Below are 15,075 nucleotides of genomic sequence, written 5' to 3' on the forward strand. Positions count from 1 at the left end.
GATCCGCTGGCGCGCCCGCGCCACCGCCGCAGGCGTCAACGGCGCCTGGACCACCTGGCACCCTCTTTCGATTCAGTTATCGGCAGGCGGCGGAAGCGTGAAGCGTACTGCGGCAACAACCGCGATGGCCGCGAAGAAATTCCCGTACGAGCACGTCACCCATGACGAGTGCCTCACCAACGTGGCAAAGATGAACAATCCCCATGCCGCCGACTCTTACCACCAGCGAGGCTGGTATTCAAAGAACTCCTTCAGCCTCTGCTGGGCCGGATGGATCGGCGAACGCGAGGACGACGGGGACGCACAACCCCAATGGGGAGATCCACTCTCCAGCGACGCACGATGGTGGGCACGAATGACGATCATCGTCAACACGTTTGTAGGTAAGGCAGCCAAGAACGGCGTGCCCAACACCGCTGCTCGAAACCCGGTGGGCGCCGTCACCAACAGCCGTCAGATCAGAGTCTCAATCCGCGTTGATGGCGGCGATGAGATGGACGATGACTGGTTGGAGCGCCGATTCAAGATCGACTTGAGGGCCAACGGCTGCACATCCTCGCCCTCCCATGAAGGCAGCGTCTCCCAATGGCGCAACGGTGTGCCACGAGAGATGGTCCTGAACGCGAATGGTCCGATCTTGATGGATCCGGACAAGGTCAGCATCTGCAGCATCCTGCCCACGATCTGGTATCTCGACAATCCAGACGCCACTGATCGTGGCCGGATTCTCACACCGAAAAAGAAAGCTGACTCGACTGAACGCGTGACCATGGCGTTCATCTGTGACAGTGCCGCTTGGATCACCGCATACAGCGGGGGTTGCATCGTCAGCAACGTCCGCCCGGTGTTCGTCCTCAATGCCAACGAAAAGAAGAAAAACAAGTACGTTGTGAGGGAAACCGCGGCGCACATCATCAAAGCTCTTTATGCGCCGGGCACGACCAACCCCAATCCTGGGACCGCCAAGCGGATCCCAGGAAAGTTCGATTCAGCAAACAGCGGATGCGGCTCCAGCCCCGGCAAGCCGAGCGGTTGCCTTCATCGAACGCGGATAAACTCAACGATCAGCAATAACCGTGCGGTTGCGATCCCCATGTGCCGGACGCTGTGGTCAGGCTATAGGAGCCCGCAAAGCTGCGACGAGTTCCCCTTCGCATCCACGCATGAGGGCGCGGCCAGCACGAGCAATCAGTACTCGGTTGAGTTGATCGATGTGAAGGACAACTGTTCTTCGGGGTCACGCCTAGGGGTCTGGTATATGCGGAACCGGATCAGGGAAGGATCACCGTTCGCAGTGGACGTGATTCCGTTCGGTCAGACCCGGCCGATTAGTGGCGCGCCCGGTGTGATCGTGACGGATCCCCTGCCTGATGAAGCCGATTACTTCGACCGATGCACGATAGATGGCGTCGGCGAATTCATCGGTCCTATCCCGCCCCAATAAGACAAGCCCATCGAGGTCGGGGCGGGAACTCCGCCCCGACCTCACCATCTCCTGATACAGGGAAAGGTAATGACCGACCTCTTCGCCTCTTATACCAACATGCGAGACCGTCTCCCCGATCAGGGGTCGATCACCTGGGTCGGCGTCACTGAGACGGAGATCCCCGTGCAATCACTGGGAAACCCTGCCGAAGAGATCTCCGGCGTCACCGTGGACGATGTATGCGCAGCTGCCATGGACCTTTCCGATGACGAGGCAATCATACTCGTCTCCCAGCGGGGCAAGTGGACAGTCCTTTTCGAGCCAGCCCCTTTCTGCGGTTTCGACCCACGCACGCTCCAACAATTCTCCGCACACAGCGCTGCCCTCAATGTGAGCTGGACCGTGAATCACGACGTGTGGGTCACCTACGCCTCTGGCGGTCAAATCGTCGCAAGGTTCGATCCGATAGATCTTGCAGGCGTCCAGCCGAAATCCGGGGAGGAATGGCTGCAGGAACTCCCCATAACGTCCCCGCAATGGGCGGCCGACTGGATGGCGGCATGCCTGGCGCTCGGTGAGCACCTCTCGTCGAACCGCCTTGATGCGAACTGGTTGCGAGCTGGCCACCGGGCCATCGTTGTTCGCCGGAGTGCCGTAGTCACCAGCACCGCAGTCTCTTACCTTGACCTTGAGGACGACGAACTCGCCGCTGCCCAGCAAGACCCCCGGATCGCAGCAGCGATCGCCGAACCCACGAAGGACAAGCTTCCACTCATCACCGAACTCATCGCACGGATCGCGGTCTCCTCCGCAAACCTGCCCGGACGCCCTCTGCTCGACCGCGCATTTAAGTTGATCATGGCTAGCCCCGACAACCGCAACGACTCAGCAGAAGTGTGCAGTCAGCTCCGTGTCTGGAGCAACGACCTGACCAATCAGGCGAACGAGGCCTTTGCGTCATCCGGAGAAACGGGACACGTGCTTCCCGGCCACGGGACCGCCCATGGCCGCCTGAAGCTGCAGGCAGCGGCCGTAGAAACCCTAATAAGGGCTCTGACGGACGACGATCCGGCCTATGTCGCCTACAAGACGGCTAGCCAGGCCTATGCGACCCACCCGAACACTGCCAATGGCGACGCCGGGCGTCTACGGGCCCTGCTGCTGGTGGCGCATCACATTTACGACCAGGGGTGACTGCGGGAACCTGTGCGCCGCGTGCGGGATGATCAAGGAACCTTTTTCATCCCTGGACGGGACGCCTGCTGGTCACAGCATGATCGCGGGTACGGCATCCGTCTGATGACGTAGAGAAGCTCCTGGTAGACGGGTTGATCACCACAATCACATCCGTCGCAGCCAGGAGCTTCAGGTGCTGTTCCACCGCGTCGCGGTCGGTTTGTCGCGTCCAACGTTGACCTACGCGGCCGGAGTCATCTGGCGGCACCGCAAGACGATCAGCACCCCCTGGCGGCGGCTCAACCCCGGCCGACAGTCCCTCCTCGTCCTCGTCTACCTGCGCAAGGGCGAGACGTCCACTGAGATCACCGGCGGCTTCGGTGTCTCGGTGGCCGCCTGGCGCTACGTCGAGGAGACCGTGCGCCTGCTGTCGACCCGCTCTCCGAAACTCGACCGGGCCCTGGGAAGGCCAGGCGGGACGGCCTGCACTACCTGGTGCTGGACGGCACGCTGGTCCGCACCGACCGGGTGAAGGCCGACCGGCCGTACCACTCGGCCAAACACCGTGTCCATGGCATGAACATCCAGGTGATCACCTCTCCGGACGGGAGGATCATCTGGACCTCCGGCGCCCTGCCGGCAAGATCCATGACCTGACCGCCGACCGTATCCGGGGCATCCTGCGCGCGCTGGAACGGACCGGCATCGTCGCCCTTGCCGACAAGGGCTACCAGGGTGCCGAAGGTCCGGTCGTCACGCCGCGCAAGGGCCGGAACAAGCCCGTCTCGCAGAAGCAGGCCAACCGCTCCCACACCCGGCTACGCGGTCCCGGCGAGCGCGCCGACGCCCAGCTCAAGAGCCGGCGCATCCTCCGCCGGCTCCGCTGCAGCCCCAGCAAGGCCGGACACCGGTGCAAGGCCATCGCCGTCCTGCAGAACTACGAGGTCGCCCGACGATGAAAAGGGTTCAAGGAATGCCTGTTATATCGCGCCTTCCTGCAGGTCACGTCTTATGCTCGCAGCTCGCGAAGCCGCTCTCCTAACCTTGATCTTTCGGGATATTGACCAGCCAGCGCGGGGTCTCGCGTGCCTCGGGCGCGCCGTCGAGTTGCACGGTGCGCCGGATGAACGCCTGTCCCCCGCCCTGGCACAGTTCGTAGACCGTGGCGCGGCAAATGCACGTCCAGGCCACCGGCCGCACCCTTTCCACAGTGCGGTAAGGCATCCGCCAGTCGAGTCGGATGTGGTCACGCTGGGCCATGGCCACGTGTGGGCTGAAGCACTTGTCCTCCAGCACGATCACGAAGCACTCATCAGGATCGGTTCCGCCGACGGGCGAGCCTTCTGGAGTTCGACGCGCCGTATCGCTACAGCTCGCGCCGCAGTGACCGGGTTGTCGATGCCGTAGACCCGGTAGAGCCGTCGACCGGTCTTCGCCGAGGTCTGTCCAGTCCACCACCTGTACCAGCGGCCATCTGTCCACACGACGCGGTCCACCCACACCGACACCAGTGCGATGCCCTCGCCCTCGTGGATGTCGGCGGCAACGCCGAGGTCGTGCAACGCGGACCTCAACCGCTCTGCGGAAGCGGTCCAGGGCGGGCGGAGTGCCGAGCCGTCGACGGAACCTCTGACGATCGTTGTTCTGGGCGGCGATTCCATTACTCCCACCGGATGAGTCGGTCGCCCCAGGCCCTTGCGGGATAGGCTGGATGGGCTTATCCGTGCTGGTAGCAACGCTAGAAATCGCGCGGATGCCGCAGAACTGACCGGAAGTACGAGTACCGACGGCGGTGACCACCTGTGATGACCTTTCGTGGGACGACAACTCTGACCGCCGGTCGGGGTAACGGCGAACACGCTCGGGAAGGCCGCATCTCCGGATACGTTCTCAAGGTCATCCGTGAGTCCGCAGGGCTCACTCAGGATCGGTTCGCCGAGCGTCTGGCCGTCGACGTCACGACGGTTCAGGGGTGGGAGTCCGGACGCCGGCCGCTGATGGCGGTCTCCACGGGCGCCTACCTGTCATTGCGGCATGCGCTTCTGCGGTTCGGTGTGCGGTCGCAGTTGCTCGCGCAGTTGGACATGGCTCTTGAGGCGGACCGGTTCGTCGGCTACGTGCTCAGCACCAAGGCCGACAAGCCCGCGGCCGCAGATCACCCGCTCGCATCATGGGTGATCACGCGTCCGTTCACCGATCTCGTGGCGTGGCCGTTCACGGCGGCCACCCCGTCCGGCCTGGAAGGCGCGGCACGGGCGACCGGCCGTCGCGGACCGGTCGCGACAGCGCCGTCCCTCCTGCCGGACGAGCGCGCACTTCTTCACCCATATGAGAACCGCAGCCGAGAACGCCGACGTCGACCGGGTGGACGGCATGATGCTCCGCCGGCAGGCGCATTACGTGGCCGGGTTCGACGACAGTGACGACACCGCCGACTGGCTTGCGACCATGCAGCGCATCGAAGAACACCGGATGAGCCGGACCGATGAGTGGAGCCCGTCATGGGCGGTCGTGCGGTCCGGCGCCCATTCCATGGCCCGGTTCGGCGACCGCGAGGGCTTGCAGCACTTCATCCGGACCCGGCTGACCGATGAGGTCTGCGAGATCGCCAATCTCAACTACTGGGCCTACTGGGCCTACTGGCTCGGCGAGGTCAGCGAACCGCAGGTGGCCGACACGTTCATGGTCGAGCTGGACCTGGACGCCTGGCGCGGGACCGGGTTGCTGCGGCACCTGGTCGGCAAGCTGTACTCCACCAATCCCTATGTCGACGTGGTCGCGCACACGCTGTGGGCGCTGGTCATGCTGCGTCCCTCGACGCTGGATCCGCGCACCGCCGGCGACCTCAAGGAAGCCGCCGTCCGCACGCTGGAGGAGGCCACCGTGTCGCCGCAGTCCCAGCGGGAGCTTGAGGCGATCATCTACGCTCTGCGCATGATCCACCGAGGGTGAGAAGGGACTTCCATGGCGGAGGAACTGGCCAGGGTGACCGGGCTGCTGTACGAGATCGGCCTGCTCAAGCGGTACAAGCGCACGGGATGGCTGGTCGCGGGCGTCCGGGACCCCGAGAGCATCGCCGACCACTCCTTCCGCGCCGCGATCATCGCTGCCGTGATCACCGCCATGGAGGGCGGGAACCCCGAGCGCGCGGCGTTCATGAGCCTGTTCCACGACACCCAGGAGACCCGCGTCACCGACATCCCCTACATCGGCAAGCGCTACCTGAAGGCCGCCCCGAACGAGCAGGTCACCGCCGACCAGACGCGCGGCGTCCCGGAGGCCGTGGCCCGGATGATCGGCGGTGCGGTCGGTGAGTACGAGGGCAAGACCAGCCTGGAGGCCGTCTGCGCCCGCGACGCCGACAAACTGGAGTGCCTGATCCAGGCCATCGAGTACCGCGAGCAGGGCCACCAGAACGTCCAGCCGTGGATCGACAGCTCCCTTGCCGCCCTCACGACGGCGTCGGCCAAGCGCCTGGCCGACGAGGCACTCGGCACCGGCTCCCTGGAGTGGATGATGCGCATCCTCAACGGAGACCAGGACACCTGACGTGCCTCCGGCGCGGAAGACGGCTACGAGCACCTGAGTCCGTCACTCGATCACATCACGTTGCCGATTCACCGCGGGCCGTTGCACTGATCGTGGAAGTCGCCCTGCCGTCGGTCTGCTTCCACGTCCGCCCGGTCAGCGGATGCCGGGCCGTACGGCGGCCGTAGGCTGGGGCGACCACCAAGATCAGGAGGATGGGATGGAGTACGTACGGCTGGGGACGACCGGGTTGAAGGTCTCCCGGATCTGCCTGGGCATGATGAGCTACGGCGACCCCACCCGGTGGGGCGAGTGGGTGCTGGACGAGGCCGCCGCCGAGCCGATCGTGCGGCGGGCCGTGGAGGCCGGGGTGACGTTCTTCGACACCGCCGACGTCTACTCCCGGGGCGCCAGCGAGGAGGTCACCGGCCGGCTGCTGGCCCGGCTGTTCCCCCGCCGCGACGACTACGTCCTGGCCACCAAGGTCTTCTTCCCCATGGGCGAAGGGGCCAACGACCGCGGCCTGTCGCGCAAGCACCTGCACGCCGCCGTCGACGACTCCCTGCGCCGCCTGGGCACCGACCACGTCGACCTCTACCAGATCCACCGCTGGGACGACGAGACGCCCATCGAGGAGACCATGCACGCCCTGCACGAGATCGTGCAGGCGGGCAAGGCCCGCTACCTCGGCGCCTCCAGCATGGCCGCCTGGCAGTTCGCCAAGGCCCAGCACGTCGCCGAGACCAACGGCTGGACAAAGTTCGCATCGATGCAGAATCACTACAATCTTCTCTATCGTGAGGAGGAGCGTGAAATGCTCCCGCTCTGCGCCGACCAAGGCGTGGGGGTCATCCCGTGGAGCCCGCTGGCGCGCGGCCTGATCGCCCGCGCGGGTTCCGGCGGGAACACCGCCCGCACCGGGAGCGACCCGCGCATCGCCGCCCTCTACGCCGACGAGGAGAACAACCGGCTGGTCCTCGACCGGGTCGCCCAGGTCGCCCGCGAGCGCGAGGTCCCGGCGGCGCAGGTGGGGCTGGCCTGGCTGCTCCGCCAGCCCGGTGTGACCGCCCCGATCGTCGGCGCGACCAAGGACCGGCACGTGGACGACGCCGTCGCCGCGGTGGAGCTGGCCCTGACCGACAAGGAGCTCGCCTTCCTCGCCGAGCCGTACCGGCCCCGTCCCGTCAGCCTCTGAGCGGGCCGGACGGGCGGCGCGCCGGAGGCGACAGGGGCCCGGCCCCTCGGTGACGGGCCGGAGCGGAGACGGCGGGGTCCCGGCGCCTCGGCGACGGGCCGCCGGGGCCCGGCCGGGGCGGAGACGGGTCTGCGGGAGTGCACGGGCGGCGCATCCCCCACTGAAGTTTTCCCCCGGAACGCCCCCGGCGCCGTGTCGTAGTACGCACTGCGGGTGTGGAGAAGGCCATGGTGGGGGCCCCGAATCGCGGACACGCTTCCGGGCGACCGTTCACCGGAAAGGACCTGATCATGTCCCATCTCGACACCACCGCCGCGGGCCCGCAGACGGGCGGCGGGTGGCCGGACCCCGCCTCGCTGGACGTCGACTCCGAGCGGCTGGACGAGTTGCTGGGCAGGGCGATCGTCGACGCCGGGGCCACGACCTCCGCAGGCCTCGTCGTGCTGGGCATGCGGCTCGGCCTCTACGAGGCGCTGGCCGGCGGCCCGCTGACGACCGCCGAGCTCGCCGGGCGCACCGGTACGGCCGAGCGCTACGTGCGGGAGTGGGTCAGGGCCCAGGCCGCCGGCGGCTACCTCACCCACGACCCGGAAGGCGACCGGTACGGCATGTCGCCCGAGCACGCGCTGGCGTTCAACCCGCGGGGGCCGCTGAACCTCGGGACGATGTTCCGCTTCGCCGTACGCGCGCTGACCGGGCTCGACCGGCTTGAGGCGGCGATGCGCAGCGGGGAGGGCATCGGCTGGCACGAGCAGGACGACGAGCTCGTCGCGTCGGTCGCCGACTTCTTCCGGAGCGGATACGCCGCGCACCTGGTGACCGAGTGGATCCCGGCCCTGGACGGCGTGCACGAGCGGCTCACCGCGGGCGCCCGGGTGGCCGACGTCGGCTGCGGATACGGGGTCACCACGATCCTGATGGCCCAGGCCTATCCGGCCTCGGAGTTCGAGGGCTACGACTACCACGACGTCTCGATCGAGCGGGCCCGCAAGGCCGCCGAGGCCGCGGGCGTCTCCGAGCGGGCGCGGTTCACGGTCTGCGCGGCCACCGGGATCCCTGCGGGCGGATACGACCTGGTCTGCACCTTCGACGCCCTGCACGACTACGGCGACCCGGTCGGTGCGGCCCGGCGCATGCGCGAGGCGCTGGGCGAGGGCGGGACCTGGCTGCTGGTGGAGCCGGCCGCCGGGGACCGGGTCCAGGACAACCTCCATCCGATGGGGCGCATGTTCTACGCGGCCTCGACCTACATGTGCGTGCCCAACGCCGTCTCCCAGGGCGGTTCGGCGATGGGCGCGCAGGCGGGCGGGCAGGCGCTGCGCCGGGTGCTGGAGGAGGCGGGCTTCACCGACGTGCGCCTGGTCGCCTCGACCCCGGTCAACCACGTCTACCAGGTGCGTCCCTGACGCGAGGGGACCGGTCGTCAGGAGACGGTCAGCCGGCCGCTGCCCTCGACGGCGGACACCCCGCTGACGGTGCAGGATGTGAGGTCGGTGGTGGGGGTGGCGCTGCCCGCGACGCGGCGCCCCTTCATCGGGCCGGAGACGACCTTGCCGACCAGGAGGGCGTCGGCGGGGTTGGTCCCGGACAGCTCGCGGGACCCTGATCGGATCTTGGAGGTTCCCGCGGCCCGGCCGCGGGAGTCGTACCAGGTGATGGTGCCCTGGCTGCGCAGGCCGGAGACCCCGGTGCAGCTCGCCCGGCCCGAGCCCTTCATGGCCAGCCGCCCGCTCTTGAGGCGGGACTGGGAGCCGTCGGGAGAGGTGCAGGAGCTCAGCCGCAGGGTGCCCTTGGTCTCGACGGGTGCGGGTAGCAGGCCGACCGCCGGGGTGAAGGTGACCGGCCGCCCCGGCTCGGTGGCCGCGGTGCAGACCAGTTTGGCGGGGGCGGCGGAGATGCGGGCGTCGGTGAGGGCGGGCGCGGCGGAGGCCTGCGCGGTGCGGGCCGTCGCGGCGGGGGCGAAGGGGGCCGTCGCGGCGAGCGTCGCGGCGAGTACTGCGGTGAGCGCGGTGATCGGGCCGGGCACCGCCCGGCGCGGGGTGCGGCGCCCGTCGCGGCGGGTACGGCCGGCGGTCCGGGATGGGACGGTCATGGTTCTCCTCGGTGATTCTCATTACCCTGAGTAGTTCTATCGAGACCATCTGTAGCATGCGGTGGTGATCCCTGGAGGCGATCCGCGGGTTCGCACGGAGCGCGCGGGCGAACGGGCCCCTCGGCCGGTTCGCCCGATCGGCTTCCGACCGGTTCGGGCGGCGTCCGGCGGAGACCGCGGACCGGTTCCCCGTCCTGCACCCTCGGCCCGGAGGCCGGGGCCCACCCCGGAGACGATCGATGACGCTGCCGGCCGAACGACTCGGCACCGGGCCCGCCCCGCCCCACCCGCCGGAGCGGCCTCCCGGGCCCGCGGGCCGGTTGGGGACGTGGGCGGCGCGGCACCGCCGGCCGGTGGCCGGGGTGTGGCTGCTGGCGGTGGTCGTGTCGCTGGCGCTGCTGCCGGGGCTGGTCCGCACCCTGGGCGGCCCTTCGCTGGAGGTGACGGGCTCCCCTTCGGCGCGGGCCGCCGCGCTGCTGGAGCGCGGGTTCCCGGAGATGGGCTCCGAGCAGGTGGTCGCCGCCTTCACCTCGACCACCCCGACCGGCCCGGCGGCCCAGACCGGCCCGAGCACGCCGACCGCCCCGACCGGCCCGGCGGCCTCCGATCCGGCGTACCTGCGCGCGGTGGGCGCGGCGCTGCGGGCGCTGGCCGGACGGCCGGGGGTCGGCGCGGTTCAGGTCCTGCCGCCGACACCGGGGCAGGACCGGCGCAACCTGTACGCGCTGGTCGGGCTCACCGGGGACGAGGCCGCGCGGCATCGGCGGCTGGCGGACCAGGCGTCCGTCCTGCGGGAGGCGGCCGGGCGGGCGTCCGGCGGCGCGGTCGGTGCGTCCCTGGTCGGGGTGACGCCGCTGTTCGCGGAGGTCAAGGAGGTCGATCTGGCTGACCTGCGGACCGCCGAAGCGGTGGCCGTCCCGCTGGCGCTGCTGATCCTCACCGCCGGGCTCGGGTCGCTGGGGGCGGCGCTGGTGCCGCTGGTCGTCGCCGGGGCCGCCGTCGCGGTCACCGCCGGGGTGCTCGCCGCGGCGGGTCCCGGGCTGGGAGCCGGACCGGACACGCTGACGCTGACGGTCGCCTGCTCGGTGGCGCTGGGGCTGGGCATGGACTACGCGCTGCTGATCACGTTCCGGTACCGGCAGGCGCGCGGCCGGGGCCTGGACCGGTTCGCAGCGGCCGGGACGGCGACGGCCACGGCGGGGACGACGGTGTGCTGGTGCGCGGTGGCGGTGGCCCTCGCCGCGTGCGCCCTGCTCGCCGTACGGGTCGGCCCGGTCCGCTCGCTGGTCCTGCCCGCCGTGGTGGCTGCGGTGGCGGCACCGGCCGCGGCGCTGACGCTGCTGCCGGCCCTGCTGGCCGGATGCGACCGCTTCCTGGGATTCGGCGCCCTGCCCCGGCGCGGTTCGGGCCGCGCCGGCCTGCCCGGCCGGATTCGTAGGACCGGCCGGGCCACCGGGGGACACGGTGTGGCCCACGAGGGTGAAGAGGGCGGGTGGGCGCGCTGGGCGCGGCATCTGATGCGCCACCCGTGGCCGTACCTCGCCGGCGCGACCGCGCTCCTGCTGCTGGCCGCCGCCCCGCTGCCGGGTCTCCGGCTGGGCATGGACGTCGACCGGGCGTCCGTCGCCGGCACGGACGCGGGGCGCGGCCTGGCCCGGATGGAGGCCGATGGGGTGGCGGGGCTGACGGCGGTGCTGCTGCCGCACCCGCCGGGCGGCCCTCCGGTGGACACCTCCGCGCTGGTGGCCGCGCTGCGCGCGGATCCGCGGGTGGCGCTGGCCGTGCCCGCCGACAACGGCCGCGACCTGACCGTCGTCGTGGTGCTGAGCGACCAGGCGCCCGACCGCGCGGGCGCGGCCGCGCTGAACGAGCGCATCGCGCGGGCGCCCGCCCTGGGCCTGCTACCCGCCGGGCAGCGGGTGCTGGTCGGCGGGCCCGCCGCGATGACCGCCGACCTGGGCGCCGCGAGCACCGACCGGCTCTGGCAGGTGGCGGCCCTGGTGCTGTCCGGCTCGCTGCTGTTCCTGTCCGTGGCCTTCCGCAGTCTGCTGCTGCCGCTCAAGGCGGTGCTGCTGAACCTGCTGACCGTCGCCGCGGCCTTCGGGCTGACGGTCTGGGTGTTCCAGGGACCGTCCGGGACTCCGGCGGTCTCCGCGGTGCTGCCGGTGGCCCTGCTCACGCTGGTGTTCGGCCTGTCGATGGACTACGAGGTGTTCGTGATCCATCGCATCGCCGAGTACCGCCGCGCGGGCGCCGGGGACACCGCGGCCGTCGCGCTGGGACTGCAGCACAGCGCGCGGACCGTGACCCTGGCCGCCGCGGTCATGGTCGTCACCTTCGCCGGGCTGCTCGCCGGGCACCGGCAGGAGGTCCGACAGCTCGGCTTCGCCGTCGCCGCGGCGATCACCATCGACGCGGTCCTGATCCGCCTGGTCATGGTGCCGGCGCTGATGCGGCTGCTGGGGCGGGGCAGCTGGTGGCTGCCCGCGCCGCTGGCACGGCTCCTGCCGCCCGCCGGGCCCGGTGTCGCCGCGGGCACGGAACCGTCGGTGTGATCTCCTAGGGTGGGCCCGTGACACGAGCGAATGACGATGTGGCCGCCGCCCTGGAGGAGTACGCCGAGCTGTTCGCGATGACGGGTGGTGACGCGTTCCGGGTCCGCAGCTACCAGAAGGCCGCCAAGGCCATCGCTGGCTTCCCTGAGGACATCGCCTCGACGGCCGTGCGGAGCGTGCCGGGCGTGGGCGAGGCGATCGCGAAGAAGGTCGAGGAATACCTCGAGCGGGGCGGCTTCCGGCAGCTCGACGAGTTGCGCGCCAAGGTCCCCGAGGGGGTGCGCAGGCTGACCCGGGTGCCCTCGCTCGGGCCGAAGAAGGCGGTCTTCCTCTACCAGGAGCTCGGCGTCGACTCCCCCGAGGCGCTCGCCGAGGCGATCAGGGCGGGCCGGCTCAAGGGGGTGAAGGGCTTCGGTCCCAAGACCGAGGAGAACCTCCTGCGGGGCGTCGAGCAGCTGGAGCGGACCAGCGCGCGGGTGCACGTCGGCGTGGCCATGGAGCTGGCCGAGCGGGTCGTCGCCTCGCTGCGGGACGGGGCCGAGCGCATCGCCCACGCCGGGTCGCTGCGCCGGATGCGCGACACCGCCGGCGACGTCGACGTGCTGGCCGTCGCGCCGGAGTCGCTGATGGACGACTTCAAGGCCAAGCCGTACGTCGCGGAGGTCATCGCCTCGGGCGGGAAGAAGACCTCGATCCGCACCCACCAGGGCGTGCAGGTGGACCTGCGGCTGATCCCGGCCGAGTCGTGGGGCGCCGGCCTGCTGTACTTCACGGGGTCGCAGGCGCACAACGTGCGGCTGCGGGAGATCGCCGTGAAGAAGGGCTGGAAGCTCTCCGAGTACGGCCTCTTCGACGGCGACCGGGTGATCGCGGCGGCCGAGGAGGAGGACGTCTACCGGGCGCTCGGCATGGAGTGGGTCCCGCCGGCGCTGCGCGAGGACGGCGGGGAGGTCGCCGCCGCGCTGGAGGGCGGGCTGCCCCGGCTGGTCACGCTGGAGGATCTCCGCGGCGACCTGCACACCCACACCGACCTGACCGACGGCATCGCCTCGCTGGAGGACATGGTGGCCGCCGCCGCCGCGCGCGGCCACTCCTACTACGCGATCACCGACCACGCCCCGGACCTGGCCATGCACCGGATGACGCTGGAGAAGGCGCTGGAGCAGCGCGAACAGATCAAGCGACTTCAGGGTAGATATCCGGACATGCGGCTCCTGCACGGCACCGAGCTCAACATCGGCCCGGACGGCTCGGTCGACTGGCCGGCCGAGATCCTGGCCGGCTTCGACGTGTGCGTGGCGAGCGTGCACTCCCACTTCGGGCAGTCCCGCGAGGAGATGACCCGGCGGCTGGTCACCGCGTGCGAGAACCCGCACGTCCACGTCATCGGCCATCCCACGACCCGGCTGATCGGCCGGCGCGAGCCGGTGGACGCCGACTGGGACGAGGTCTTCCGCGCGGCCGCCCGCACCGGCACGGCGATGGAGATCGACTCCATGCCCGACCGCTCCGACCTCCCCGACGACCTGGTACGGCTGGCGCGCCACCACGGCGTGGTCTTCTCCATCGACAGCGACGCCCATGCGGTGCCCCACCTGGCGGGACAGCGCTTCGGCGTCGGCATCGCCCAGCGCGCCTGGCTGACCCCGGAGGACGTGGTGAACGCCTGGCCGCTGGAGCGGCTGCTGGCCTTCCTGGGCCGCTGAGGATCCGCGAACCCGCACCCCCCACGAGATTGCATGCTTTCCTAGTAGGTAATAGCAGCAATGGAGGGGATGGTGCCGCATGCCGGACGAGGCCGTCGTCGAACCCACCGTCGAACCTGCCGTCGGACCCATCGTCAAGCCGCTGCCGCCGGAGCTGTTCGACGTGCACGGCTCCTGCGCCGAGATGCGCTGGGAGGCCATGCGCGGCGTCGGCTACCACGTGCCCGCCGACCGGTTCTTCGTGCGCAACCACACCCGCACCCCGGTGATCGACGCGGCGGCCTGGCGGCTGGAGCTGCACGGCTCGGGCCTGCGCGCGCCGAGGAGCTTCGGCTACCGGGAGCTGCTCGCCCTGCCCTCCGTGACCCGGGACGTGCTGATCGAGTGCGCGGGCAACGGCCGGCGGTTCTTCACCGACCAGCAGCACCAGGAGGTCTCCGGCACCCCGTGGCGGCTCGGCGCCGCCGGGGTGGCCCGCTGGCGCGGGGTGCCGCTGGCCGCGGTGCTGGAGCTCGCCGGGATCACCCCCGGCGCCGTCGACGTGATGCCGCGCGGGCTCGATCCGTGCTACGTGGCCGACGGCGTCGACCACGGCCGGGTGCGGCGGCCGATCCCGGTCGCCAAGGCGCTCGACGACGTCATCCTGGCCTACGAGATGAACGGCGAGCCGCTCCCGCCCGACCACGGGCACCCGGTCCGGCTGGTCGTGCCGTCGTGGATCGGGCTCGCCTCGGTCAAGTGGGTGGGCGACATCGAGGTCTCCGCCGAGCCGCTGTCCTCGCCGTGGACCACGGAGTTCTACCGGATGCTCGGCGGGGAGCACCCGCCGGGGGGCGGTCCCCCGCTGACCGTGCACGACGCCAAGAGCGCCTTCGAGCTGCCGTGGGGGGCCGTCCTGGCCGCCGGGCGCCCGCACGTGCTGCGCGGCCGCTCCTGGTCCGGCCGCGGCCGGATCACCTCGGTCGAGGTGAGCGTCGACGGCGGCGCCTCCTGGCGGCCGGCCCTGCTGCACGGCGCGCACGTCGCCCGCGCCTGGACCCGCTGGCACGTCACCTGGAACCCCCCGGCGAGCGGTTCGTACACCCTGCTCGCCCGCGCGACCGACGAGACCGGCGCCACCCAGCCCATGGAAAGCCCTTACAACGAATTGGGATATCTCTTTAACGCGGTTGTGCGCTGCCCGGTGCGGGTCATAAACGTCTAGCGAAACCGCCAGCGGCACGGAAACGCAATCCCAACGGGAAAAACGGCCACCGCACCCGCATGACCTCCGCATGCGTTGATCAGGCAGGACACGTTACCGAAATCGGCGTTCGCTATTGCGGATTTCATCTGAAAGACTCCTCCGGTTGCTCCACGGAAACGCAGACGAAACGAACCGGGGTGATGATGACAGA

Annotated in this window: 13 protein-coding genes and 1 pseudogene; 11 read left to right on the top strand and 3 right to left on the bottom strand. The window is 70.1% G+C overall.

The genetic code is table 11. The annotated features are described in order from the left end of the window. The 3 genes and pseudogenes from IEZ07_RS20480 to IEZ07_RS20490 all read left to right on the top strand — a co-directional run. Positions 1-1,444, top strand: a 1,444-nt coding sequence (locus IEZ07_RS20480) for a NucA/NucB deoxyribonuclease domain-containing protein (protein ID WP_301549335.1), incomplete at its 5' end; no start/stop codon positions are given. Positions 1,445-1,513: 69 nt separating this feature from the next. Then, the gene (locus IEZ07_RS20485; protein ID WP_191896225.1) at positions 1,514-2,620 is read left to right on the top strand and encodes a DUF6461 domain-containing protein; all 1,107 of its coding nucleotides are present in this window, start codon (positions 1,514-1,516) and stop codon (positions 2,618-2,620) included. Positions 2,621-2,795: 175 nt separating this feature from the next. Next, positions 2,796-3,561 (top strand): annotated as a pseudogene (locus IEZ07_RS20490) (transposase family protein). Between the two features lie 79 nt (positions 3,562-3,640). On the opposite strand, the gene IEZ07_RS20495 reads toward IEZ07_RS20490, so the two are convergent. Next, positions 3,641-3,904, bottom strand: a complete 264-nt coding sequence (locus IEZ07_RS20495) for a hypothetical protein (RefSeq protein ID WP_191896226.1) — start codon at positions 3,902-3,904, stop codon at positions 3,641-3,643. After that, a complete protein-coding gene (locus IEZ07_RS20500) occupies positions 3,901-4,164 on the bottom strand; it encodes a hypothetical protein (protein ID WP_191896227.1) in 264 nt (87 codons plus the stop codon). The genes IEZ07_RS20495 and IEZ07_RS20500 overlap by 4 nt, the downstream gene beginning before the upstream one ends. Before the next feature lie 243 nt (positions 4,165-4,407). Between IEZ07_RS20500 and IEZ07_RS20505 the strand changes: the two genes are divergently transcribed. The 5 genes from IEZ07_RS20505 (at position 4,408) to IEZ07_RS20525 (ending at position 8,731) form a co-directional block, all read left to right on the top strand. After that, entirely contained in the window at positions 4,408-5,025 is a 618-nt protein-coding gene (locus tag IEZ07_RS20505; protein ID WP_239320337.1) for a helix-turn-helix domain-containing protein, read from the top strand. Then, positions 4,931-5,554 carry a transcriptional regulator gene (locus IEZ07_RS20510; protein ID WP_191896229.1) on the top strand — a complete coding sequence of 208 codons (624 nt, stop codon included), beginning with the start codon at positions 4,931-4,933 and terminating at the stop codon, positions 5,552-5,554. The genes IEZ07_RS20505 and IEZ07_RS20510 overlap by 95 nt, the downstream gene beginning before the upstream one ends. 12 nt (positions 5,555-5,566) lie before the next feature. Next, positions 5,567-6,151: an HD domain-containing protein gene (locus IEZ07_RS20515; RefSeq protein ID WP_191896230.1), complete on the top strand. Its 585-nt coding sequence runs from the start codon at positions 5,567-5,569 to the stop codon at positions 6,149-6,151. A gap of 199 nt (positions 6,152-6,350) precedes the next feature. Then, positions 6,351-7,325 carry an aldo/keto reductase gene (locus IEZ07_RS20520; protein WP_191896231.1) on the top strand — a complete coding sequence of 325 codons (975 nt, stop codon included), beginning with the start codon at positions 6,351-6,353 and terminating at the stop codon, positions 7,323-7,325. Between the two features lie 290 nt (positions 7,326-7,615). Beyond that, positions 7,616-8,731, top strand: coding sequence for a class I SAM-dependent methyltransferase (locus IEZ07_RS20525; RefSeq protein ID WP_191896232.1), 1,116 nt, complete (start codon positions 7,616-7,618; stop codon positions 8,729-8,731). Positions 8,732-8,748: 17 nt separating this feature from the next. Here IEZ07_RS20525 and IEZ07_RS20530 read toward each other — a convergent pair whose 3' ends face one another. After that, the gene (locus tag IEZ07_RS20530; RefSeq protein ID WP_191896233.1) at positions 8,749-9,417 is read right to left on the bottom strand and encodes a hypothetical protein; all 669 of its coding nucleotides are present in this window, start codon (positions 9,415-9,417) and stop codon (positions 8,749-8,751) included. A gap of 239 nt (positions 9,418-9,656) precedes the next feature. Between IEZ07_RS20530 and IEZ07_RS20535 the strand changes: the two genes are divergently transcribed. The 3 genes from IEZ07_RS20535 (at position 9,657) to IEZ07_RS20545 (ending at position 14,882) form a co-directional block, all read left to right on the top strand. Continuing rightward, entirely contained in the window at positions 9,657-11,972 is a 2,316-nt protein-coding gene (locus IEZ07_RS20535) for an MMPL family transporter (RefSeq protein WP_191896234.1), read from the top strand. Between the two features lie 17 nt (positions 11,973-11,989). Beyond that, entirely contained in the window at positions 11,990-13,678 is a 1,689-nt protein-coding gene (gene polX, locus IEZ07_RS20540) for a DNA polymerase/3'-5' exonuclease PolX (protein ID WP_191896235.1), read from the top strand. 79 nt (positions 13,679-13,757) lie between these two features. After that, entirely contained in the window at positions 13,758-14,882 is a 1,125-nt protein-coding gene (locus IEZ07_RS20545) for a sulfite oxidase (RefSeq protein ID WP_204054502.1), read from the top strand. Positions 14,883-15,075: the final 193 nt, after the last annotated feature.

The sequence above is a fragment of the Planomonospora parontospora genome (genome assembly GCA_014647935.1).
In the GTDB taxonomy this organism is placed as follows: Bacteria; Actinomycetota; Actinomycetes; order Streptosporangiales; family Streptosporangiaceae; genus Planomonospora; species Planomonospora parontospora.